This window comes from Methanolinea mesophila, from assembly GCF_017873855.1.
Taxonomy (GTDB): domain Archaea; phylum Halobacteriota; class Methanomicrobia; order Methanomicrobiales; family Methanospirillaceae; genus Methanolinea_B; species Methanolinea_B mesophila.
Genome location: NZ_JAGGKR010000001.1, coordinates 774,056 through 795,467 on the forward strand (window position 1 = coordinate 774,056; position 21,412 = coordinate 795,467).

The 21,412-nt window shown below is 60.0% G+C and carries 20 protein-coding genes; 7 read left to right on the plus strand and 13 right to left on the minus strand.

Going from position 1 to position 21,412, the window contains the following annotated elements:
* The first annotated feature begins 30 nt into the window (after positions 1–30).
* Positions 31–507, plus strand: coding sequence for a YkgJ family cysteine cluster protein (locus J2741_RS03565; protein ID WP_209673659.1), 477 nt, complete (start codon positions 31–33; stop codon positions 505–507).
* A gap of 293 nt (positions 508–800) precedes the next feature.
* Positions 801–1,391 (plus strand): acetate uptake transporter, encoded by a 591-nt coding sequence (locus J2741_RS03570; RefSeq protein ID WP_209673660.1) that lies wholly within the window; start codon positions 801–803, stop codon positions 1,389–1,391.
* A 361-nt stretch (positions 1,392–1,752) separates the two neighbouring features.
* Here the strand turns inward: J2741_RS03570 and J2741_RS03575 are convergent, their stop codons facing one another.
* Together J2741_RS03575 and J2741_RS03580 are read right to left on the minus strand one after the other, a co-directional pair.
* Positions 1,753–2,406 carry a metal-dependent hydrolase gene (locus tag J2741_RS03575; RefSeq protein ID WP_209673661.1) on the minus strand — a complete coding sequence of 218 codons (654 nt, stop codon included), beginning with the start codon at positions 2,404–2,406 and terminating at the stop codon, positions 1,753–1,755.
* Positions 2,407–2,476: 70 nt separating this feature from the next.
* Complete coding sequence (locus J2741_RS03580) at positions 2,477–3,085, minus strand: response regulator receiver protein (RefSeq protein ID WP_209673662.1); 609 nt, start codon at positions 3,083–3,085, stop codon at positions 2,477–2,479.
* 240 nt (positions 3,086–3,325) lie between these two features.
* Here J2741_RS03580 and glyS point away from each other — a divergent pair, with 240 nt between their 5' ends.
* Entirely contained in the window at positions 3,326–5,041 is a 1,716-nt protein-coding gene (gene glyS / locus J2741_RS03585; protein ID WP_209673663.1) for a glycine--tRNA ligase, read from the plus strand.
* Between the two features lie 6 nt (positions 5,042–5,047).
* A complete protein-coding gene (locus tag J2741_RS03590; protein ID WP_209673664.1) occupies positions 5,048–7,297 on the plus strand; it encodes a DEAD/DEAH box helicase in 2,250 nt (749 codons plus the stop codon).
* Here the strand turns inward: J2741_RS03590 and J2741_RS03595 are convergent.
* Together J2741_RS03595 and J2741_RS03600 are read right to left on the minus strand one after the other, a co-directional pair.
* Entirely contained in the window at positions 7,288–7,659 is a 372-nt protein-coding gene (locus tag J2741_RS03595) for an Sjogren's syndrome/scleroderma autoantigen 1 family protein (protein WP_209673665.1), read from the minus strand. The genes J2741_RS03590 and J2741_RS03595 overlap by 10 nt on opposite strands.
* Before the next feature lie 61 nt (positions 7,660–7,720).
* On the minus strand, positions 7,721–8,608 hold the full coding sequence (locus tag J2741_RS03600; protein ID WP_209673666.1) for a cache domain-containing protein: 888 nt from the start codon (positions 8,606–8,608) through the stop codon (positions 7,721–7,723).
* Positions 8,609–8,949: 341 nt separating this feature from the next.
* On the opposite strand from J2741_RS03600, the gene J2741_RS03605 reads away from it, so the two are divergent.
* Positions 8,950–9,213 (plus strand): UPF0147 family protein, encoded by a 264-nt coding sequence (locus J2741_RS03605; protein WP_209673667.1) that lies wholly within the window; start codon positions 8,950–8,952, stop codon positions 9,211–9,213.
* A gap of 272 nt (positions 9,214–9,485) precedes the next feature.
* Here J2741_RS03605 and J2741_RS03610 read toward each other — a convergent pair whose 3' ends face one another.
* The 9 genes from J2741_RS03610 to J2741_RS03650 form a co-directional block, all read right to left on the minus strand.
* Positions 9,486–9,926 carry a secondary thiamine-phosphate synthase enzyme YjbQ gene (locus J2741_RS03610; RefSeq protein WP_209675466.1) on the minus strand — a complete coding sequence of 147 codons (441 nt, stop codon included), beginning with the start codon at positions 9,924–9,926 and terminating at the stop codon, positions 9,486–9,488.
* A gap of 502 nt (positions 9,927–10,428) precedes the next feature.
* Positions 10,429–13,062, minus strand: coding sequence for a DNA gyrase subunit A (gyrA, locus tag J2741_RS03615; RefSeq protein WP_280897259.1), 2,634 nt, complete (start codon positions 13,060–13,062; stop codon positions 10,429–10,431).
* Entirely contained in the window at positions 13,052–15,049 is a 1,998-nt protein-coding gene (locus J2741_RS03620) for a DNA topoisomerase subunit B (protein ID WP_209673668.1), read from the minus strand. The genes gyrA and J2741_RS03620 overlap by 11 nt, the downstream gene beginning before the upstream one ends.
* Before the next feature lie 104 nt (positions 15,050–15,153).
* Positions 15,154–15,462 (minus strand): hypothetical protein, encoded by a 309-nt coding sequence (locus J2741_RS03625; protein ID WP_209673669.1) that lies wholly within the window; start codon positions 15,460–15,462, stop codon positions 15,154–15,156.
* A 39-nt stretch (positions 15,463–15,501) separates the two neighbouring features.
* Entirely contained in the window at positions 15,502–16,326 is an 825-nt protein-coding gene (cbiQ, locus tag J2741_RS03630; RefSeq protein WP_209673670.1) for a cobalt ECF transporter T component CbiQ, read from the minus strand.
* On the minus strand, positions 16,323–17,156 hold the full coding sequence (locus J2741_RS03635; RefSeq protein ID WP_209673671.1) for an ATP-binding cassette domain-containing protein: 834 nt from the start codon (positions 17,154–17,156) through the stop codon (positions 16,323–16,325). Before J2741_RS03635 ends, cbiQ begins: the two co-directional genes overlap by 4 nt.
* A 33-nt stretch (positions 17,157–17,189) precedes the next feature.
* Positions 17,190–17,534 (minus strand): PDGLE domain-containing protein, encoded by a 345-nt coding sequence (locus J2741_RS03640; protein ID WP_209673672.1) that lies wholly within the window; start codon positions 17,532–17,534, stop codon positions 17,190–17,192.
* Complete coding sequence (gene cbiM / locus J2741_RS03645; protein ID WP_209673673.1) at positions 17,531–18,202, minus strand: cobalt transporter CbiM; 672 nt, start codon at positions 18,200–18,202, stop codon at positions 17,531–17,533. Before cbiM ends, J2741_RS03640 begins: the two co-directional genes overlap by 4 nt.
* Positions 18,203–18,262: 60 nt before the next feature.
* Entirely contained in the window at positions 18,263–19,444 is a 1,182-nt protein-coding gene (locus J2741_RS03650) for an NAD(P)/FAD-dependent oxidoreductase (RefSeq protein WP_245249382.1), read from the minus strand.
* A 116-nt stretch (positions 19,445–19,560) separates the two neighbouring features.
* On the opposite strand from J2741_RS03650, the gene pth2 reads away from it, so the two are divergent.
* A complete protein-coding gene (gene pth2 / locus J2741_RS03655; RefSeq protein ID WP_209673674.1) occupies positions 19,561–19,923 on the plus strand; it encodes a peptidyl-tRNA hydrolase Pth2 in 363 nt (120 codons plus the stop codon).
* Complete coding sequence (gene truD / locus J2741_RS03660) at positions 19,920–21,188, plus strand: tRNA pseudouridine(13) synthase TruD (protein WP_209673675.1); 1,269 nt, start codon at positions 19,920–19,922, stop codon at positions 21,186–21,188. The genes pth2 and truD overlap by 4 nt, the downstream gene beginning before the upstream one ends.
* Positions 21,189–21,412: the final 224 nt, after the last annotated feature.

A 21,412-nucleotide genomic window follows, 5' to 3' on the forward strand; every position in this document is an offset into this window, starting at 1 on the left:
CCTTTCCCGGAAGAGATCACACATTCCTTAATGGCATTCGAGTGCAGGCAGTGCGGGACCTGCTGCATGTTCCTTGGAGACTACATCCGGATCGAGGAGCAGCGCGCACCCTACGAGTTCCTCGCAGAATGCGTCTCTACCGGGACGCAGTTCATCGCACGGGTGGACCGGGACAAGCGTGCCCTCTTCGATGACCATGAATGGTCGGATGACCTGCACCCCTCGGCCTGCCCGTTCCTCCGCCCCGCGGGCGACGGCAGGATCGTGTGCACCATCCATGAATGCAGCCCGGTACAGTGCGGGGCCTACCGGTGTGTGATTATGCGAATCTTCACCAGGGACGGCAGGGAAGCCGGGAGGATCACCGGTACCAGGGCCCTGCTCTCGGAGGATACGGATCTGAATGCAATCTGGGAGGCGGGTCGCGGGAGCATCCGGTTCTTTGACGACGACGTGGAAACGCAAATCGCCTGTTTCCTCCGGTCGAAAGGTTACCGCGTGGATTAGCGATTTCATAATTCTCTGTTCCGGTGCCGTGATTATCGCGACTAAAATAACAGGATTCTAGTACGAGTACAACCCAATAGTTGTAATTCGGTGCACTCCACGGTTCACTGAAGCAGTAATCATCGGAATGCATCGGAACAGGGCTTTTTCACTTCAGGGCCCCCTATGGGGGATTCGTGATGTCCAGGGCCGGATCCGCTCCCGGAGGTCCGGGGAGATCCCCCGATCGGACCGCCGCATATCCCGTGATCCACTCACACTCACAACCTGACAATCGCATCCAAGAGGATACTATGGAACATCTGGCTGAATCTAGCAGGAACAACATCTTTCTCGTGGACGGGACTGCCAACCCGGCCCCGCTCGGCCTCTGTGCGTTCGGGATGACGACGCTCCTGCTCTCGCTGCACAACGCGGGGATCATCGCGCTCGGAAGCCCTATCCTTGCAATGGCCATCTTTTACGGGGGACTTGCACAGGCGATCGCCGGCTTCATGGAATGGAAGAAGAACAACACCTTCGGGTTCGTCACGTTCGGGAGTTTCGGGTTTTTCTGGATCTCCTTTGCGACCATCCTGATCCTCCCCGCCCTCGGGCTGATAAAAGCGCCCGGACCGGTGGAACTCGCTGCATTCCTCGCTGTATGGGGACTGTTCGCCCTGGGCCTCTTCGTCTGCACCCTGCGGATGCACAAGGTGCTCCAGGTGACCCTCCTCTTCGTGGTGCTCCTCGTGGTCGCACTGGTCGCCGCGGAACTCACCGGGATCAAGGCGGTCCTCACCCTTGGCGGGGTCCTGGGACTTATCGCCGGAGGGCTCGCATTCTACATCGGCATGGGCCAGGTGATCAACGAGGTGTACGGGAGAAAAGTGTTCCCGGTATGAACATAAACAAAAAAAATCTTTTTTAGGATTATTCTTCATTGCGTGTCGTTAATTCCTCTGGCTCCCGGAGGTTCGTCCGTTTACAATACGGAGCGTTTCCCCTGCTCAGTTGGAACTTTTCGCAGGAATCGCAGTCCCCGTACCGCGAACACTGCAGGTTCAGGCAGGGACAGTCTTCACGGTTGTTGTCCGGCATCCCAGCTACATCGGGGTCCCGGGCCTTAATGGTGGGTATCGATCACCCCGGAGCGTATGAGAAAATTCTGACCGCAGATTCCTCCCATATTCGCCCGGGGCTCTCCGCGTCGGACGCACGACACTGCATCCGGGATCGGTCCCGGCCTGTAACTCCCCGCGTGAATCAGAGCGTAACCGTCTCCCCCGGTTTCAGCACCTTCACCTTAATATCAGTGGTCCGTTCCACCGCCCTTCTGAACGCTTCGGGATCCTGGTCGATTATAGGCCAGGTGCCGTAGTGGACCGGTATTACAAGAGGCGCCCCCACGAAACGGGCCGCGATCATGGCCTCTTCGGGACCCATGGTATACCTGCCCCCTATAGGCAGGAGTGCGACATCCGGGTGGTAGAGTTCCCCGATAAGCTGCATGTCGGAGAACAGTGCCGTATCTCCCGCATGATACACGGTTGTGCCGTCCATCCTGATGACAAGCCCTGCCGCTGCTCCTCCGGAGTATCCCGGTCCCGCTTCCTCGAGCCAGTTGGAGTGCACCGCAGGGGTCATGGTGAATTTCACCCCCGAGACGGTTATCGAACCGCCCAGGTTCATCGCTTCGGCGGGAAGTCCCTTCCCCTTCAGGTACTTCGCCACCTCGTTGATGGCGATGGTCGGTTTTGCGAGTTCCGTGGTCATACCCATGTGGTCGGCATGCCCGTGGGTTAGAGCCACCAGGTCAGGCGATTCGGGAACCTTCCCTTCGGGAATAAAGGGGTCAATCAGTATGGTTTTCGACCCGCGGAGAAGGACACACGAATGTCCCAGCCATGTCAGATCCATGCATGCGGGTAGGCACCCATGAGTGATAAATTGCCCGTTGGGCTGGTAAAAAAGTATTTCCCCGCCGCCTTCAGGCGACGTCGATCATCTCGGCTTCGGTGATGTCGATGGACTCGCCGAGGCTGTCGCGGGTTGCACTGCGGGTGAGCTGTTCGGAGAGGTCGCGGTCCTCCATTACGTCCTTGATCCGTTCAAGGTAGATGTCGATGGTGGTGTCCTCGGCCTGCTCGATGACATGCCGGTACTCCCGGAGCGTTGACGGGCTCACACCCAGCTCCTCGCTTACCTCTTTCATGGTCTTTCCCGAGTCCAGGAGGTCTTCCATCTGTTCGCGATCGAAGGGCATCTTCCAGTCAAGGTCGCGGAAGAGTTTCAACCGGACACGCGCCCGGGCGACGGTCTTGGAGAGCTTCTCGTCCCCCAGTTCGCGGGCGATCTCGGTATCGTTCTTCCCGGCGTAGTAGAGGCTCACCAGCTTTGCGAGCTGGATGGGTTTCAGCTTGGTCTTGAAGAAGCCCTGGTCGAGGATCTCCCGCATTACCAACGCGATCTCCCGCTCTACCGCGTCCCTGTCTCTCAACGTCCCGTGGATCTTCGTCATGGGCTCTACTATCTTGGTCTTGCCCGAGATATTGGTAAAGAGCTCCAGAAGGTGCGTTTTTCTCTTATCGTCCTGCATGAAACCTCACTAAGGTTACCGTTATAGATCCCGCCAATTGTATATAAGGTTATTGTTCTTTCCATTCGTTTCCGGCGGTCAAATTCTCCAAACAGGTCAATTCCGGGGCCTGTTTTTTCCTTCTCGCGCAAGGTATGATATCACCTCCGTGAGCGGCGTGGATCCCTGTACCGGCCCCATATATGATACACCTTTTTGTCCCACCCCGCTGACACTTATAAACCGACACAGGTGTCCGTCATGAGCGATGTATACGATAAAATAATGGACCTGGCAAAACGGCGGGGATTTATCTGGCCCACCTCCGAGTGTTACGGTTCGGTGGCCGGGTTCATCGATTACGGCCCCCTGGGCTCGATGATGAAACGAAAGATCGAGAACATCTGGCGGCACTTCTACGTGGTCCAGGAAGGGTACTACGAGATCGAGTGCCCCACGATCGGGCAGGAGGACATATTCATCGCCTCCGGTCATGTCAAGGGGTTCTCCGATAAGATGTGCCAGTGCCCGTCCTGCAAGGAATACCTCAGGGCTGACCACGTGGCCGAAGGGCAGAACATCGCCGGGGCCTCCGCGATGAGCGCCGAACAGCTCTCCGAGGTGCTCTGCAAGCTCTGCTGTCCGGCCTGCGGTGAAGAACTCGGAAAGGTGGAGGTATTCAACTTCAACCTCATGTTCGCCACGACCATCGGTCCGGGGTCCCAACGGACCGGATACCTCCGCCCGGAGACCGCACAGGGAATGTTCACCGATTTCTCACGACTGCTCCGGTTCTACCGGGACAAACTTCCCTTCGGAGCGGTGCAGATCGGGAAGTCCTACAGGAACGAGATCTCTCCCCGGCAGGGCATGATCCGGCTGCGGGAGTTTACCCAGGCGGAAGCGGAGATCTTCGTCCATCCCTCCGAGAAGACCCACCCCATGTTCTCCCGGTACGCCGATTACAAAATCCCGCTGCTGGGGATCGCGCAGCAACTGGGGAACACGGACCCCCTGACCGTGACAATGCGGGAAGCGGTCGACCTCGGCCTCGTCGCCAACGAATACGTCGCGTACTATCTCGCGCTCACCCACCAGATCCTGACCACTATCGGGGTGAAGCCGGAACGGATGCGGTTCCGCCAGCACCTCTGCGAAGAACGCGCCCATTATGCAGAGGACTGCTGGGACGCGGAGATCTTCTCCGACCGGTTCGGGTGGGTGGAAACGGTCGGGATCGCCGACCGGACGGACTACGACCTCCGGGCCCACGAACGGCAGAGCGGCCAGCGCTTCGCCGTGTTCCTCCAGTACCAGACCCCGAGAAAAGTCAGGCAGGTCAGGGTAATTCCCGATATGGCCGCACTCGGCCCACGGTTCCGCGGGAAGGCGAAAGCCGTGGCAGACGCCCTGTGTGCCTGTGCCCCCGGTCCCGGAGGAGTGACCATCACCCTTGACGGGGAAGAGATCGAGGTTCCCGCAGCACTCTACCAGGTCAGGGAAGAAGAGGTCGAGGTCCCCGGCGAGGAGGTCACCCCCCACGTGATCGAGCCCAGCTACGGGATCGACCGGATGATCTACGGGGTGCTCGAATCCTCCTATGACGAGGAGCTGGTTGACGGGGAGGAACGGAAAGTGCTCCGGTTCCCCCCGCAGATCGCGCCCGTGCAGGTTGCGGTCTTCCCCCTGATGGCCAGGGACGGCCTCCCCGAGATCGCGGCGGAGATCAGCGAGCAGATACGGCAGAGGGGAATTCTCGCGGAATACGATGATTCCGGGGCCATCGGGCGGCGGTACCGCAGGCAGGACGAGATCGGGACCCCGTTCGCCATCACGGTGGACTACGATTCGAAGGACGACGCCTCCGTCACCCTTCGGGACAGGGACAGCATGCGCCAGGTGCGGGTCCCTATCGAAGGGATCGCCGACAGGATGCGGGGCCTGGTGGAGGGACGTATCTCCTTCTCCGAACTCTAACCCTCCATGTCCTTCATCACCCACCCCTGCATCCGTCCCGAAAGCCTCGAACAGAGGGCCTATCAGCTCACCATCGCCATGCACGCGGTGGACACCCACACCCTGGTGGTCCTCCCCACGGGGCTTGGGAAGACCGCCATTGCCCTCCTGGCCGCGGCGTCACGGTTGTACAACGAAGGGGGGCGGGTCCTGATGATGGCACCCACGAAACCTCTTGTCGAACAGCACTTACGGTTTTTTTCCCGGTACCTCCGGGTCCCGGGTGAGACGGACCACGAAGGACAGTTCGTCATGTTCACCGGGGAGACGCCGCCAGAGGAACGGACGGCACTCTGGAAGAAGGCCCGGGTGATCTTTGCCACCCCCCAGGTGATCAAGAACGATGTGATCGCCGGGAGCTACACCCTCGACGATGTCACCCTGATGATCGTGGACGAGTGCCATCGGGCGGTGGGCAACTATCCATACGTTTTCCTCGCCCGGAGATACCTGGACACCGCGAAAAGCCCTCGCATCCTGGCCATGACCGCCTCGCCGGGAGGCCGGGACGAACGGGTCGACGAGGTGTGCGTCAACCTGGGGATCGAGTCGGTGGAGAGCCGTACAGAGCATGACCCGGATGTTGCTCCCTACGTGTTCGAGCGGGATATCGAGGTGATCGGGGTCGACCTCCCGAAGGAGCTCCGCCACGCGCTCGACGACCTGAACGAACTGCTCGAATCCCGCCTGGGGTACTTGAGAACCCTGGGGTTCGAGGTCCCCCGGCGGCAGCAGCTTACCATGAAAGCCCTGAACGTGCTGAACGCCCAGATCCAGGCACGGATACAGGAACGGGACGCCACGGCGTTCCAGGCGGCGTCGGTATACGCGGAGTGCATGAAGCTCCGGCATGCCACCTCTCTCGCGGAGTCCCAGGGAAGCCGGGTACTCGCGGGATACGTGACCAAGCTCTTCTCCGAGGGAGGAGCCGCGGCGGGAAGCAAGGCCAGCAAGAGGCTCGCGCAGGACCCGGTATTCATCCGGCTGCTGGAGCGCTGCATGTCGTGGAACGAGGAGCTGCACCCCAAGATGGAACTCATGCGGGCGGTTGCCAGGGAACAGCTGGTGCTCGCCCCGGAGAGCAGGATCATCGTCTTCGCCACATTCCGGGACACGGTCCAGCAGATCGTGGAGTTCCTGAACGAATCCGGAATCACCTGCGAGCGGTTCGTGGGACAGGCGAACCGGGACCGGGAGAAAGGGCTGTCCCAGAAGAAGCAGATCGAGACGCTCTCCAGGTTCAGGGCCGGGGAGTTCCGGGTCCTCGCGGCCACCTCGGTGGGGGAAGAGGGGCTCGACGTCCCCTCGACCGACATGGTAATCTTCTACGAGGCGGTTCCTTCCGAGATCCGGAGCATCCAGAGGAAGGGGCGCACCGGCAGGAGCGGGGCGGGAAAGATCGTGGTCCTGGTCACACGGGGCACTTCGGACGAGGCGTTCCGGTATATCAGCCAGAACCGTGAGCGGGCCATGGTCACCGGTATCACCCGGCTCTCGGGGAAGACCGGGGCCGGGGGAACCGCGAGAGACGGGGGTCCGGGAAGGGAGGTCCAGACGGGAATCGATTCCTTCTCGAGGCCCGCCCCGGTAGTGGCGGCCGACCATCGTGAAACCTCCTCGAGAGTGGTCGAGGTGCTCTCCGACCTTGGCGCCGCGATCTCGATAACCCGGCTCGAACAGGGCGATTATGCCATCGGGGACCGCATCCTGGTGGAAAGGAAGACCGCCCGGGACTTCGTGGACACCCTGGTGGACCGGGACCTCATGGGACAACTCCGACGGCTCTCCGAGTCCTGTCTGCGACCGGTGCTGATCATCGAGGGAGGAGATCTCTATACCCAGCGGGACCTTCATCCCAACGCCATCCGCGGTGCGCTCGCCGCCATCGCCGTGGACCTCGGGGTAAGCATCCTCTTCTCCCGTGACGAGGCGGACACGGCGGGGATCCTCTTCGTGCTTGCACGGAGGGCTGAAGAGGGGCCGGGGGAGAAGAGGATCCCTCTGCAGAAATCCTACCAGTCGCTCCGGGAGCAGCAGGAACTGGTGGTGGCATCGTTCCCGGATATCGGGGCCAGGTACGCAAGGTTGCTCCTCGAACATTTCGGTTCACTGCAGGCGCTCGTAAATGCGGACAAGGAGGCCCTGATGAAGGTACCGGGGATCGGGGAGAAAAAAGCGGAGAAAATTTACGAACTCTCCCGGCGGGACTATCGCTGAGAGAGCATCCCGAGCACGGAGACGCCGGTCCTTACCGCCTTCATCAGGACCAGCACCCTGTCGGGATCCGGTTCGTTCCGGATTCTCTGGCAGAGCGACACGAGGGCCGCCTCCAGTTCGGGCCCGAGCGCCCCTGCTCCGACCTGGGGCTGGGAAGATGCCCGGGATTCACCGGCCGGTGCCGCTTCGGCCGGGGGCTGACCTTTACCGGGTTCCGTGGTACTCCCACGTTCCCTGCAGACCACGCAGAACGTCTCTCCCTTGTACTCGAAGAGGGGGGATCCGCATTTCTGACAGGTTTTGGCCAGCATCTTGCCTCCCTTCAGCAGGTACTGGGCCATGATCTCGTCGTCTGTCGTCATTTCTTCACGTATCCCGTTAACCGGCCGGTACATTAAAAATTTTGTATGCCCCGGTTGGATGCTACCCGATGACCCGCTGCACTACCACTCTCCACTCGGTGCCGTGGAGGGAGATCGTGTCCCAGACCGCTTCTTTCTGCACCGGCTGATCCGTTCCCGGAGTCGGGAACTGATACGTCCCTGTTCCGGACGTCTCCCTTATAATCCGTGAAGCTAATGCCCGGAGTTCCGGGTACTTCACATATACCGGGTCATCCGGGGTTTTCCCGATCTGGGTGGGGTCGCTGTCATAGAGGATAAGGCCGTCAGACGCCTGGAGTACATCGATGCCATAACCGGTGCCCCGGGTCGCATTCGCGATCAACGGTCCGATCAGAAGGTCCGGGCGGAACGGCACCGAAACACCCCCTGTCGATTCGTGAGAGGATGAGAACACCGGATACGCGATGGCCGCCGCCTCGAACCCCTCAACGGTCTGGAAAATGGGGGAGAGCGCCGGTTTTTCATCCGTGAGAATGGTGACGATATGGCTCTGGTTTCCAATGTACTCCCCGATTACGCCCTGGTACTGCTCCGGCATCACCGCGGCGATCTTCCCGTCGGGCGACACGGTGACCGCATCGACGATCCAGTCGTTCGACTCTGCGAGGGAGAGGAGGGCCAAATCGGCCCCCTGCCCGGTGATTCCCGTCATAGTGAGGATATCTCCGGTTGCCGATACCTCTGCATCGGCGGTATACAACCTGTCCTGCAGGACAGGTACCAGCATATTCAGGAACTGTTCCATGGAGGCACCGGCCTCCGTCTGGTTCGTGGGCAGGGTTGCCGGGGTCTCTGCGGGAGCAGGGGTGGGAATCACGGGAACAGACGGCGGGGCCTGGGTGCACCCCGCACATGCGATCGCGGCGATGACCGTGAGGACGAGAGTGAGCTTCATCAGCGGTCTCATGCCCGTAGATAAGGAGTGTGACCGATTTAAAATGCGGGGCTCCGATCCCAGGAGTATCGTGGGCATACAGGGACCGGTAACGATCACCCCCATATCACAGAGAAAGTGACCGGGACCGGGGCGCGATCCGGCCGATTCCCGACCCGGCCCAAGGGGGCCGGTGACAGATCGCAACCTCGTATTCGATGGCATTCCGTCCCTCCTGACCGGATTAGATGTGAAACCGAAAATAACAGAATATAATGGATATTTTTTCAAATGCATTTCCGGTTGGCTGCAAATTACTAAAGTATTTAAGGGCGTATATAAGTACACATAGGAAGAGCTGGAAGGGGATTTTGATGGCGAACCCTGAGAAAACAATAGAGAATTGCGTCCTGATGCTGCAGCACATCATGGACGACTCGACAATTCCTCGTAACATCAGGCGCGTGGCAGATGAGACGCGTCAGCTGCTGATGAATAATTCCAAACCGATCGGGCTACGGGCCGCGGAGGCGATCTCAAAGATCGACGAGATAAGCAATGATCCCAATATGCCGGTTCATGCCCGCACCAGGATATGGGAACTGGTGTCCCAGCTGGAGACAATCCCCCTCGATTGACACGAGAGCCGAGCCTCCTGGTCCGGTGCGTAACGGATCCGTGAATTGGCCTGCCTTCCCCGGCGGGTTTCGTTTTTCCTTGAGATTTTTTAAATTCTGCCCGTTCTGATATCTTTATCCTTCTTTGGGGTTGCAATGTGCAGTGAAGGTTATTGATAAAATCTCTGTGATCAGGATCTGGTTTCACGGCTTTCCTCACTATTCATGCAGATCTCCGATCTGTTTCACTATTCGGAGCCGCATACAATGAAAAGGCAATGCTGAATTCCAAATTATGATCCGGTCTGTTTTCCTGGTTTTTCTCCCCAGACTGTGACCAGAATCGTCCGGGTACGGCTGGACCGCACATCGAGTTCGAGCAGCACGATCTGCTGCCACGTCCCCAGCGCGAGACTGCCGTCTGCGACCGGGACCGAGAGCGATGGACCGACCAGGGCGGCCTTTACATGAGACCGCCCGTTTCCGTCGCCCCATGCCGCATCGTGCGAATATTTTGCGTTATCCGGGGCGAGCACCGAGAGGGCCCGGGAGAGGTCACGAAGGACCCCTGTCTCGTATTCGATGGTGGTCACGGCCGCGGTCGAGCCGGTGATGAACACGTTCGCCATGCCGTCCTTTACCCCGCTCTCGTCCAGCACTTCCCGCACGTGGGGGGTGATATCATGGATCTCCCCTTCGCCTTGGGTGGTGACCTGGACCGCCCTTCGAAACATCATACAACCGGCGTTGGGTCCTCCGGGGAAAAATCTCTTTCGGCCCGGGAGCAGAGGGTGTTCGTTCCTCGTTGGGAGCGGAACCTGGCTGGTTTACCGGAGGAATCCGGGGTATCGGATGGAAAATTTCAGACCCGGTTCCACTCCGTAGTAGAAGACTGAAAAAAATCTTCCGGACTTGTGGATCACCTTCCGGGTACAATAGCAGGTTCGCTTTTTTGGGTAATTTATAGAATGTCGAACCAGAAGAGGACTAAGTATTGTGTGATACCCGTGTTTCGCCGGGATCTCATCGAACTCCGCGGTATTCCTGTCGCTTAAGATTGAACAGAACTATAGTGGCCTCTTCATTTCGTGACGTTCTCGGGGGCTTTGCCCCCTGGAGCGTCATACAAAGCAAATTAGACTTCTTTGATAATACTTACAGGAAATCTCAAAAATGGTCATCGTCACGCCACTTTAGTAAGGAAGCAGATGGTCAAAATAAAGCCAAAAAAACGATTTATTCCAGGTCTTCCCCGGAATTCTCTTCATCTTCAAGGTCTTCCTCGGGAACTTCGGGAAGGTCCTCCGGAAGCTCTTCCCCGGAATCTTCCGGGAAATCTTCGCCCGGTTCGTCCATTGCAGGCATTTCCCCGACTTCCCCGCCGATATCTTCCGATTCTTCCTCGAGCTCGCCCTCGATCTCCTCCTGGAGGACGGCGACGCCGACCACCCGGTCGCCCTCGTCCATCTTCATGATCCGCACCCCGCGGGTACTCCGTTTCTGGATGGATATCTCGTTGACCGTGGTCCGGATCACGATGCCCGACGCGCTCATCATGATGATCTCGTCCCCGTCGCCTACCGCTTTCGCGGCCACCACGCCTCCGCGGTGCTCGGTGAGGATGTTCCGCACCCCCATGGTCCCCCTGCCGTGGCCACGGAACTCGTCGAAGTCCGTGCGCTTGCCGTACCCGGACTCGGTGACCGTGAGAAGCATCCTGCCCTCCTCGACCATGGTCAGCGCCCGGAGCTCGTCGCTCGGCCTCATCCGGATCCCGATGACCCCCATTGCGTTCCGGTGCCGGGGCGAGATGGACTCCTCGTGGAACCGCAGGCTCTGCCCCTTCCTGGTGGTAAGCAGGATCTCCCGGCTCGCATCGGTGATCTTCACGTCGACCAGTTCGTCGTTCTCCTTCAAGGTGATGGCATTGATCCCCGTGGAACGGGGGCGGGAGAACTCCACCAGCGGGACCTTGATCACCATTCCCCGCTTGGTGGCGAAGAGCAGGAACCGATCCGCCTTGAACGCCCTGACCGGGATGACCGTGGTCACCCGCTCGTTGTTCAGGTTGAGCAGGTTCACGATGGCCTTGCCCCTTCCGGTCCGGGAACTCTCAGGGATGTCATAGACCTTCAGCCAGTAGGCCCTGCCGTTGCTGGTGAAACAGAGGAGGTAATCGTGGGTGTTCGCCACGAACGCGCTCTCCACGAAGTCCTCCTCCTTGGTGGACATCCCGATGATCCCCTTGCCGCCCCGCCGCTGCTGCCGGTAGGTATCGAGGTCCATCCTCTTGATATAATTCAGGGACGTGAGCGAAACGAGGACGTTTCTCCGTTCGATCATGTCCTCTTTCTCGATCAAGGTCAGCTCGTGGCTGATCTCGGTCCGGCGTGCATTCCCGTACTTTTCCCCGATGAACTCGAGCTCCTTCCTGATCTCTCTCCGGATGTTCAGCTCGTTTGCCAGGATCTCCGCGAGGCGGGCGATCTCCGCGAGGAGTCCCTCCTTCTCATCCACGATCTTCTGCTGCTCCAGTGCCGCCAGGCGGCGGAGCTGCATCTGGAGGATGGCGTTTGCCTGGATCTCGTCGAGCCCGAACTTGGTCATCAGGGCGGTCCTCGCGGTATCGGCGGTGTCGGATGCCCTGATGGTCGCGATGACCTCGTCGATGTGGTCGAGCGCGTGGAGCAGGCCGAGCAGGATGTGTACCCGCTCTTCGGCTTTCCGCTTGTCGAACTCGCTCCTCCGGCGGATGACCTCCACCCGGTGCCGGACGAACTCCTCCATCAGGCTTTTTAGCGGGAGGACCCGGGGCTGGTTGTCCACGATTGCCAGGTTGATGATCCCGAAGGTGCTCTCGAGCGGGGTGTGCTTGTAGAGCTGGTTGAGGATCACACCCGAGACCACCCCTTTCTTCAGCTCGACCACCACGCGGAGCCCGTCCTTGTCGGATTCGTCGCGGATATCCGAGATCCCCTCGATCTTCTTATCCTTGACCAGGTTCGCGATCAGTTCGACCAGTCGCGCCTTGTTGACCTGGAAGGGGATCTCGGTGATGATGATCCGTTCTCCCTTCGCCCCCCGATCCTCGATCTCGGCGACACCCCGGGTCACCACCTTCCCGTGGCCGGTCTGGTAGGCGGAGAGGATCCCCTCGGTGCCCATGATCACTCCGCCGGTGGGGAAGTCGGGTCCCGGGATGATCCCCATCAGTTCCTCGACCGTGACCTCGGGATGGTCGAGATACATGCAGATACCCCTGCATACCTCGCCGAGGTTGTGGGGAGGCATGTTGGTGGCCATTCCCACCGCGATCCCCGATGACCCGTTGATCAGCAGGTTGGGGACCTTCGCGGGGAGTACCGAAGGCTCCTCCATCGACTCGTCGAAGTTGGGGACGAACTTCACCGTTTCCTTCTCCAGGTCGGAGAGCAGCTCCTCTGCGAGGGGAAAGAGCCGGACCTCGGTATAACGCATTGCCGCAGGGGCGTCGCCGTCGATCGACCCGAAGTTCCCCTGCCCTTCCACCAGCGGGTAGCGGTAGGAGAACGGCTGCGCCATCTTCACGATGGTGTCGTAGATCGCGGCGTCTCCGTGGGGGTGGTACTTACCCATCACGTCCCCGACCACACGGGCGCTCTTCTTGGTGGGCTTGTCGCTGGTGTTGCCCATCTCCCACATGGCATAGAGCGAGCGGCGGTGGACCGGCTTTAAGCCGTCCCTCACGTCGGGGATGGCCCGGCCGATGATCACGCTCATCGCGTAGTTGATGTAGGAGGTCTTCATCTCCTCCTCGATGTTGATGGGGATCACCCGTGCGGACGGGGTCTCCTCGGTGTGTTCCGGTGCGGGGTTCTCCTCAGATGTCAAGGTTGGTCACCTCCTTCGCGTGCCGCTTGATGAAGTCCTTCCGGGCGTCCACGTCCTCGCCCATCAGTTTTTCAAAGATCTCGTTCGCGTAGCTCGCATCCTCTATGGTCACCTTCTTGAGCACCCTCGATTCGGGGTCCATGGTCGTGCTCCAGAGCTGCGTGGCATTCATCTCCCCGAGACCCTTGTACCGCTGGACCGAGACGCCCTTCTCACCCATTTCCGAGGAGATCTGCTTCATCTCGTCCTCACGGAAAGCGTACCGCTCCTGTTTGCCTTTCGCCACCCGGAAGAGGGGCGGCTGGGCGATGTACACGTATCCCTCCTCGATCAGCCGCTTCATGTAGCGGAAGAAGAAGGTGAGGAGCAGGGTCCGGATGTGCGCCCCGTCGACATCCGCATCCGTCATCAGGATCACGTGGTGATAGCGTGCCTTGTCGGTATCGAACTGCTCGCCGACCCCCGTTCCGATGGCCGAGACCAGTGCCTGGATCTCGGCATTCTTCAGGATCTTGTGGGGGGTGGCTTTCTCCACGTTCAGGATCTTGCCCCTGAGGGGGAGGATCGCCTGGAACCGGCGGTCCCTCCCCTGCTTGGCGGAACCGCCCGCACTGTCCCCCTCCACGATATAGATCTCGCTCTTCGCGGGGTCTCGTTCCGAGCAGTCCGCCAGTTTCCCGGGGAGACCCGAGCTCTCGAGCGTGCTCTTTCTCCGGGCCAGTTCCCGTGCGTTCCGGGCCGCCTCTCTCGCCCGTGCTGCGGCGAGCGCCTTCTCCACGATGGCCGAGAGGACCTTCGGGTTCTCCTCGAAATACTCCGAGAGAGAGGAGTAGACCAGGGAGTCTACGATCCCTCTCACGTTGCTGTTTCCGAGCCTCATCTTGGTCTGGCCCTCGAACTGGGGGTTCGCCACCTTGACGCTGATCACCGCGGTGAGCCCTTCCCGCACGTCCTCTCCCCTGATGGTGAGGGAGTTGTCTTTCAGCAGGTTGTTCTTCCGGGCGGAGTTGTTGATCGCCCGGGTGATCGCGCTCCGGAACCCTTCCAGGTGGGTACCTCCCTCCCGGGTGTTCACACTGTTAACATACGAGAAGACCTGCTCGGAATATGCGGTGGTGTACTGGATGGCAACGTCCACGTCGACCATGTTCTCGGCATCCTTCTTCGCCACCGCGATCACGTCGGGGTGCACCGGGTCGACCCCTGTATTGAGATACTTCACGTACTCGGTGATGCCGCCCCCGTAGTAGAAGGTCTCAACGTCAGAGGTCCGTTCATCCAGGATACTTATCGAGACCCCGGAATTGAGGAAGGCGAGCTCACGCATCCGGTGCGCCAGGATATCGTAGTCGAACTCGCTCGTCTCGAAGATGGTATCGTCCGGTAAGAAGGAGATCGAAGTTCCGGAGAGCTTCTCGCCGTACTCCGAGAGCACTCTTCTCCGGTCACCTGCATCCGGTGCAGCGAGCTCCGGGTACCATGCCCTGAGCCGCTCCAGGAGTTCCTGTCCGCTCTCCTGCTTCGTCTGCAGGGGAAGCGAGACCTTTCCCCGCTCGAACCGCATCTCGTAGCGGTTCCCGTCACGGTAGACCACCGCGACAAGCCAGCGTGAGAGTGCGTTCACCACCGAGACACCCACCCCGTGCAGACCCCCCGATACCTGGTAGGTGTTCTTGTCGAACTTTCCTCCTGCGTGGAGCACGGTAAGCACCGTCTCCAGCGCGCTTTTTCCCGATTTGGCCATCACATCAACGGGAATCCCCCTCCCGTTATCCACTACCGTGATGGACCCGTCGTTATGGATAGTCACCCATACCCGGTCGCAGAACCCGGCGAGCGCTTCATCTATTGAGTTATCCACCACCTCATAGACCAGGTGGTGCAGTCCGCGGGAATCGGTGCTCCCGATATACATGGCAGGGCGTTCCCTGACCGGCTGCAACCCTTCGAGTACGGTGATATGAGATGCATCATAGGTATCGTTCATCGGTCCCCTCCGTGAAAAAATAATTGTTCAATCAAATAAGCCCCAAATTTCACTATAGTATTGGATTTCCGTCCTCTTAATGATGACACCCGGGACAGGAAACGTTAATGAAATTCTCCGAGGTCCGGGTCCTTTACTCCCAGGGATTTATCGATCGCGATGATAAGCCGGTCCAGCACGCGGATGACTTCTTCCGCTTCCTCCTTGTCCATGGTCCCGGGCTGGTGCCACACGATCCGCTTCCGGAGGTTCGTGACCAGCTCGTCGATCTGGGTCCCCGCAAACTGTTCCGGGACCACCAGTTCCTCCAGGTGGTCCGCCGCCCCGTACCACGCCTGCTCGGGGGGCAGCGCGAAGTGCCTGCAGATCAGGGTAAGGTTGGTGATAAAACCCCGGCCAAACTTGCTCTTCATGGACCATAATTACACGCAGGAATTACATAAACCGTGCGATCACCAGGGAGAAATGCCGAGCCAGGTGAGCACCGGGACCGCAATTATGATTACCATCCCCGTGGCGAGGAACGCCCAGTCCCTGGTGGGGAGGGGCTTTTTCGTGATGAAAAGGTGGCTCTCCCGCCCGTAGCCCCGGCAGAGCATGGAAAGGTAGGTCCGCTCCCCCTGCTCGTAGGCCCGGATGAACATGGTGCCGATGGTATACCCGAGCATCCGGACCCGGTACTTCCAGGGGATCTCCCGGGAGAACGGGTCGAAACACCGGGTTTCGAGCGACTCGGTGACCTTCCTGTACATGTAGGCGAACACGAACAGGTACCGGATCATCATCCCGAGTATGAGGGAAAACTCCGCGGGGAGCCCCAGCCGCCCGGCCCCCTCGAGGAGGTGCTGCATCCTCGTCGTGGAGGAGAGCAGGATGATGAACGAGATGCAGACCAGGAACTTCACCAGCAGGATAGAGGCGAATTCAACCGATTCGGCATAGATGTGAATGTTGAACGGGAGGTCGACAATGGGGGTGAACACCGTGTAATGCGGGTTTTCGAAGAAGATCTGGGCCACGATGATGAAGATCCCAAAGGGGAGGACCATGATCAGCCGCCAGATGTATACCCTCGGTGAGAGCCGGGCGAGCGCCCAGAGTACCGCGAAGAAGAGGAAAAAGACCGCTCCCACCCTGTATATCATGGTGGAGTAAGGGATGGCCACGATGGCGACGATCGCGGCGAATGCGATAATGATCTTCACCCTGGCGTCGAGCCGGTGGATGAAACTGTCCCGGTATGCCTGCTTCTCGATTAAAAAGAGCTCCTCGATCATGGCGTTTCCCGGAATGCCCGGAGAAAGGCCGATTCCGCGTCCTGGTAGGTATACGCCATATCGATATCGATCCCCCGCTCCCGGAGGCTCCGGATCAGTTTCGGCAGACAGGGGACGTCGAGCCGCACCGAGGTGAGCAGCTCCTGCTGATCGAAGATCTCCCCGATACTCCCGCAGGCGACGACCTTCCCCTTGTTCATCACGTAGACATAGTCGGCGATCTCGGGGATGAGCGACACGTCGTGGCTGGAAAAGATCACCGTCATGCCGTATTTCCGGGAGAGCGAGTTGATGAACCCGACCAGGTCCGAGACCCCCTGCGGGTCGAGCCCTGCGGTGGGTTCGTCGAGCACGAGCACCTGCGGCTCCATGGCGATGACCCCGGCGATCGCCACCCGCTTCTTCTCACCGCCGGAAAGGTGGTGGGGAACCCTTGTTGCACGGTCCTCCATCCCCACCATCCGCAACGCTTCTTCCACACGGTGCTGGACCGTCTCCGGATCGAGACCGAGGTTGGTGGGCCCGAACGCCACGTCCTGTTCGACGGTGGGAGAGAAGATCTGGTCGTCCGCATTCTGGAAGACCACCCCGACCATCTTTCTGACTTCCCTGATATTGGCCTTCGTGATAGGTTCGCCGTGAATGAGGACCGAGCCGGAAGTGGGCTTGAAAATGCCGTTGAAATGCTTGAAGAGGGTACTTTTTCCCGCCCCGTTTGCTCCGATTACTGCAATCCTCGCATTCCTGGGGGCGATGAAATTCACGCCTTCCAGCCCGGTGACGTTTCCCGGGTAGACGTAGGTGAGATCCCTGGTCTCGATCAGGTGCATTGAATGTGTACCTTGGTGAAAAAAGAATAAATTCTATTTGTTTCCGCATTCTTTCTGCCGGGCTGCGACCCGGGCCACACCGAGCACGATTATGAAACTGATGCCGATTCCGACCAGCATGGCGATGATCTGCCCGGGTATCCCCATATCCGGCAGTTCATAATCGGGCATCGGCGACTCGTACGCAAATCCCCCGTGCACGTCTTCCACTACTTCCGCATCTTCCGGGGTTTCCCCGGTCAGCAGTTTATCTCCCTGGACCACCAGTGCCGTGCTCTCCAGCCCGTCGGGGTCGGACGAGGCGACGAAGATGGCCACCACCCCGATGATCACCGCGATGGCAATGCCGATCATGACGAAATGTTTTGTTTCCATCATGCTGCCGCCACCTTCTCCGGTTCGGTTATCGGCATCCCTGACTTCTTCGTGGTCCAGTCGAGATCCGGCCTGGCAGTCCAGATGAGATAGACCGCGATAGCGGTGATGAACGCCTCGATCACCCCGATTGCCGCATGGTACGTCCCCATTGCGATCAGCCCCGGGACGAGCGGGAAAGTTCCCGCCACCCAGAGTTCGAACGAAGCGGCGAGGGCCGGAATGAGGCAGGCGAACCACGCGGCGATCCCCGCGGAGACGTAGGGGTTTTTAATTGCTTTTTTGAGCCCCACAAACCCAAAGAAGCCCACGAATCCACCGATGACCCCCATGTTGATAATATTCGCACCCATGGTGGTGATCCCTCCGTCGCCGAAGATGACCCCCTGGATGATAAGCACAATCGTCAGAAAGAACACCGCGGCGAAAGGAGAGCCCAGGATGATCGCCGCCAGGGCACCCCCGACGAGATGCCCGGAAGTTCCCATCCCCACCGGCAGGTTGAAGGCCTGCATCGCAAAGATCGCCGCCGCAAGAACGGCGACGATGGGAACCTTCTCTTCTGACAGTTCCTTTCTTGCCCATCTGAGCGCGAGGGCGATGAACACCAAGGCGATGATCCAATAAATGACCGCCTGGTCGAGTGGAATAAATCCATCGGGAATATGCATGATAACACCGTAGTAATACGAATACAAACTATCGTATTAACTGTTACTTAAAAAAGATTTTTATTTGATAATTCCGCGTACTCCTTCTCTTAATAGTAGCCATAAAACAGGATATAACCGGGGATTTTTAGCAAATCTCTTTAATAAAACTCCGGGGCGATCCATATCTCCGTAGAGAATAATTTCCTGTACCACTTCATCCCTGGAAAGCATGCGAACGAGCCGGTCCATCTCCACCGGACCGAAGGCGCGCCGTGCTGAGAACACCCGGAACCCCAGCGCAAGTTCTTTTCCAATATCGGCTTTCCAGCGTCCTTCGTACCGGGCGAGGCTTTCGTCGGTGAAATCGTGCTCCCTGCATGCGAGTGCCGCGGTCTCGGCCGCGTGGACCGCCGACCTGACACCGGTATAGACGCCTCCCCCGGAGGTCGGTTTGGCCATTCCCGCGGCATCGCCGATAAAAAGCGTCCTGTTCCCGAAGGTGCGGGGCATGACACCGAGAGGGATCGTCCCGGTCACCAGGTGCAGGCCGCATTCTTCGGGACCTGCTCCCACCGTCGAGAGAAGGCGGTGGAACCTCCCCCTGATATCTTCCATCCCGGCAAGACCCACCCGGGCCCGCCCCGTACCCGAAGGGATGACCCACCCGAAGAACTCCGGGGATACATCCGGGTAAATCTCCACGAACCTGGGATCGATATCCAGGGGGATCTCGGTCTGGAGTCCGGCGAGGAACACGGGGGGGCGGGTCATTCCACGCGCTCTCGCGACCGGGCTCCGGGGACCATCCGCCGCGATGAGGACCCGGAACGGGAATTCTTCCCTCCCGTTGACTCCCCTGGTGATCACGGATCTTTCCCGGACCCCGGCACACGCGGTCTTGACCCTGATCTCTGCGCCCGCACCGGCCGCCAGCGCAGCCATCTCCCTGTCAAGGATCCCCCGGTCGACTACGAAAGCCTTCGTGGTTCCTGCGTCGAAGGCCAGCTCCGTCCCATGCGCGGTCCTGATCCTGGCCCCCGAGACCCTGTTGAGCACGGAACGGGCTGATACCCGGCATTCGCGCATTGCGGCCAACGAAAGGAGGCCGGCACACTGGACCGGGTGCCCTATGGTGGCATGCTCCTCGAGCAGAAGGCATGAGAGCCCCAGCTCGGCGCACCGGCGGGCGCAGGCGCTCCCCGCCGGGCCGGCTCCCACCACCACCACGTCGTAGCCGGTTCCGGACATCGTACGTATCATTTGCTCACCTGAATCCATGAAACCGTGAGATGGTGCACTCCGCACGCCCGGATTCAATGGCTCCTCCCGCCCGCCGGTATCTTATTCCCCCGGCAGGACCGATCAACTGGGGACGAATGGCTGAAGAACCCGTATTTGAATGGAAACAGTGCATCATCCTCCGGTCGGACATCAGGATGAGCTGCGGCAAGTCCTGCGCCCAGGCCGCCCATGCCGCCATCATCGCTTACGAGCGATGCGACCAGAAGCTCCGGAAGCGGTGGTTCGCCGAGGGCCAGAAGAAGGTAGTGCTCAAGGTCTCCGGAGAGCGGGCGCTCTTCGAGTTGAAGGTGATCGCGGAACAGGCAGGGATCTCCACAGGGCTCGTGCAGGATGCGGGACTGACCGAGATCGCGCCCGGGACCATCACCGCACTCGGCCTCGGCCCGGCAAGGAGCGAGGACCTGGACAGGATCACCGGGGACCTCTCCCTGCTATGAGAGAGAGCACCCATCCCCTGGAATGTTCCCTGGGGATGCATTACTACGCGAGCGATACCCCCGGTCTCGGGGGGCGACTCCGCGCCTCGGCGCAGGACTTCATCGTGGAGGAGGTCCCCTGCCTGGTAGGAGAGGAGGGGCCGTACCTGATCTGCCGCCTGACCAAGAAGGACTGGGAGCTCCAGCGGGCGGTGAAGGAACTCGCGAAGCGGCTGGGAATCTCGCACCGGCGGATCGGCTGGGCGGGGACCAAGGACCGCAGGGCCCTGACCAGCCAGCTCATCTCCCTGTACGACATCACCCCCGAACAGGTGGCGAGGGTTGACGTGAAAGACATGCGGCTCGAGGTGGTGGGGCGCTCCCGGACGGGGCTTACCCTGGGCTCGCTCGAGGGGAACAGGTTCAGGATCAATATACGGGATATCGAAAAACCTGACCCGGAGGCCGAGGTTGCCGAAGTGACGGAGGCCTGCAGGCGCGGGATCCCCAACTACTTCGGCGTGCAGCGGTTCGGGGTGATCAGGCCCCTCACCCACCTGGTAGGGGAGGCCATCCTCCGGGGAGATTACGAGGCAGCGGTATGCTGTTACGCGGGCCGGGCCTTCCCGGACGAACCCCTCGAAGTACAGGAGGCCCGCCGTGCCTTTCTCGAGACAAGGGACCCTGTCGCCACCCTCCGTGCATTCCCGGTCCCCCTTACCTACGAACGATCGATGCTCCACCACCTTGTCTCAAGCCCTGGCGATTACCGGGGAGCGCTGCTGGTGCTCGCACCCAAGCTCCGGTCCATGTTCGTCTCGGCGTTCCAGTCCTGGCTCTTCAACATGACCCTCTCGTCGCGGCTCCGGGAAGGGCGAGGACTCACAGACCCGGTGCCCGGCGACCGGCTGGTCTTCGTCAACGGGAAGGAGGACCGGGTCACCCCTGCGGGTGTCGCTGCCGCGAGAGTCCAGGTCGCCCGGGGGAGGTGCCGGATCGGGATCTTCATGCCCGGTTCCCTCACGTTCGTTCCCGAAGGGCCGGACGACGAGACGATGGCCGGGCTCCTCGCACAGCACGGCATCACTTCTGCCAGTTTCGACCGGGCATCCGAATACGTGGGCACCTATTTCAACGGTGCCATCAGGCCCATATCCCTGGCTGCGGACGTCGAGGCACGCTTCGAGGAGGGAAACCTCGCCCTCTCGTTCACCCTTCCTCCCGGCCACTATGCCACTACAGTCTGCCGGGAGTACATGAAGGCGGACCCGTTGAAGATGGTGTGACCCCGGGGGGGACGTCCTCTTCGAATACCTTTTTGGAAACTTTCTGATGACCAGGCCGCTGGTCTTCGTCATCCCCCGGAAAAGGGGGGCAAAATATCATGCGAAATATTCCGGAATCGGACGTGGCGCTGCCCGATGGCCGGATGTGAAGATGAGTGGATAATGAGAATCCGACGCTCCCGGGGCTACGCCCCGCCGCTATGGCGCCCCCAAACGGGATAGGT

Bases quoted from the DNA above. Each gene is read 5' to 3' on its own strand.
- J2741_RS03565 (WP_209673659.1), top strand. From the start codon at position 31: ATGGCATTCGAGTGCAGGCAGTGCGGGACCTGCTGCATGTTCCTTGGA.
- J2741_RS03570 (WP_209673660.1), top strand. From the start codon at position 801: ATGGAACATCTGGCTGAATCTAGCAGGAACAACATCTTTCTCGTGGAC.
- J2741_RS03575 (WP_209673661.1), bottom strand. From the start codon at position 2,406: ATGGATCTGACATGGCTGGGACATTCGTGTGTCCTTCTCCGCGGGTCG.
- J2741_RS03580 (WP_209673662.1), bottom strand. From the start codon at position 3,085: ATGCAGGACGATAAGAGAAAAACGCACCTTCTGGAGCTCTTTACCAAT.
- glyS (WP_209673663.1), top strand. From the start codon at position 3,326: ATGAGCGATGTATACGATAAAATAATGGACCTGGCAAAACGGCGGGGA.
- J2741_RS03590 (WP_209673664.1), top strand. From the start codon at position 5,048: ATGTCCTTCATCACCCACCCCTGCATCCGTCCCGAAAGCCTCGAACAG.
- J2741_RS03595 (WP_209673665.1), bottom strand. From the start codon at position 7,659: ATGACGACAGACGACGAGATCATGGCCCAGTACCTGCTGAAGGGAGGC.
- J2741_RS03600 (WP_209673666.1), bottom strand. From the start codon at position 8,608: ATGAGACCGCTGATGAAGCTCACTCTCGTCCTCACGGTCATCGCCGCG.
- J2741_RS03605 (WP_209673667.1), top strand. From the start codon at position 8,950: ATGGCGAACCCTGAGAAAACAATAGAGAATTGCGTCCTGATGCTGCAG.
- J2741_RS03610 (WP_209675466.1), bottom strand. From the start codon at position 9,926: ATGTTTCGAAGGGCGGTCCAGGTCACCACCCAAGGCGAAGGGGAGATC.
- J2741_RS03620 (WP_209673668.1), bottom strand. From the start codon at position 15,049: ATGAACGATACCTATGATGCATCTCATATCACCGTACTCGAAGGGTTG.
- J2741_RS03625 (WP_209673669.1), bottom strand. From the start codon at position 15,462: ATGAAGAGCAAGTTTGGCCGGGGTTTTATCACCAACCTTACCCTGATC.
- cbiQ (WP_209673670.1), bottom strand. From the start codon at position 16,326: ATGATCGAGGAGCTCTTTTTAATCGAGAAGCAGGCATACCGGGACAGT.
- J2741_RS03635 (WP_209673671.1), bottom strand. From the start codon at position 17,156: ATGCACCTGATCGAGACCAGGGATCTCACCTACGTCTACCCGGGAAAC.
- J2741_RS03640 (WP_209673672.1), bottom strand. From the start codon at position 17,534: ATGATGGAAACAAAACATTTCGTCATGATCGGCATTGCCATCGCGGTG.
- cbiM (WP_209673673.1), bottom strand. From the start codon at position 18,202: ATGCATATTCCCGATGGATTTATTCCACTCGACCAGGCGGTCATTTAT.
- J2741_RS03650 (WP_245249382.1), bottom strand. From the start codon at position 19,444: ATGATACGTACGATGTCCGGAACCGGCTACGACGTGGTGGTGGTGGGA.
- pth2 (WP_209673674.1), top strand. From the start codon at position 19,561: ATGGCTGAAGAACCCGTATTTGAATGGAAACAGTGCATCATCCTCCGG.
- truD (WP_209673675.1), top strand. From the start codon at position 19,920: ATGAGAGAGAGCACCCATCCCCTGGAATGTTCCCTGGGGATGCATTAC.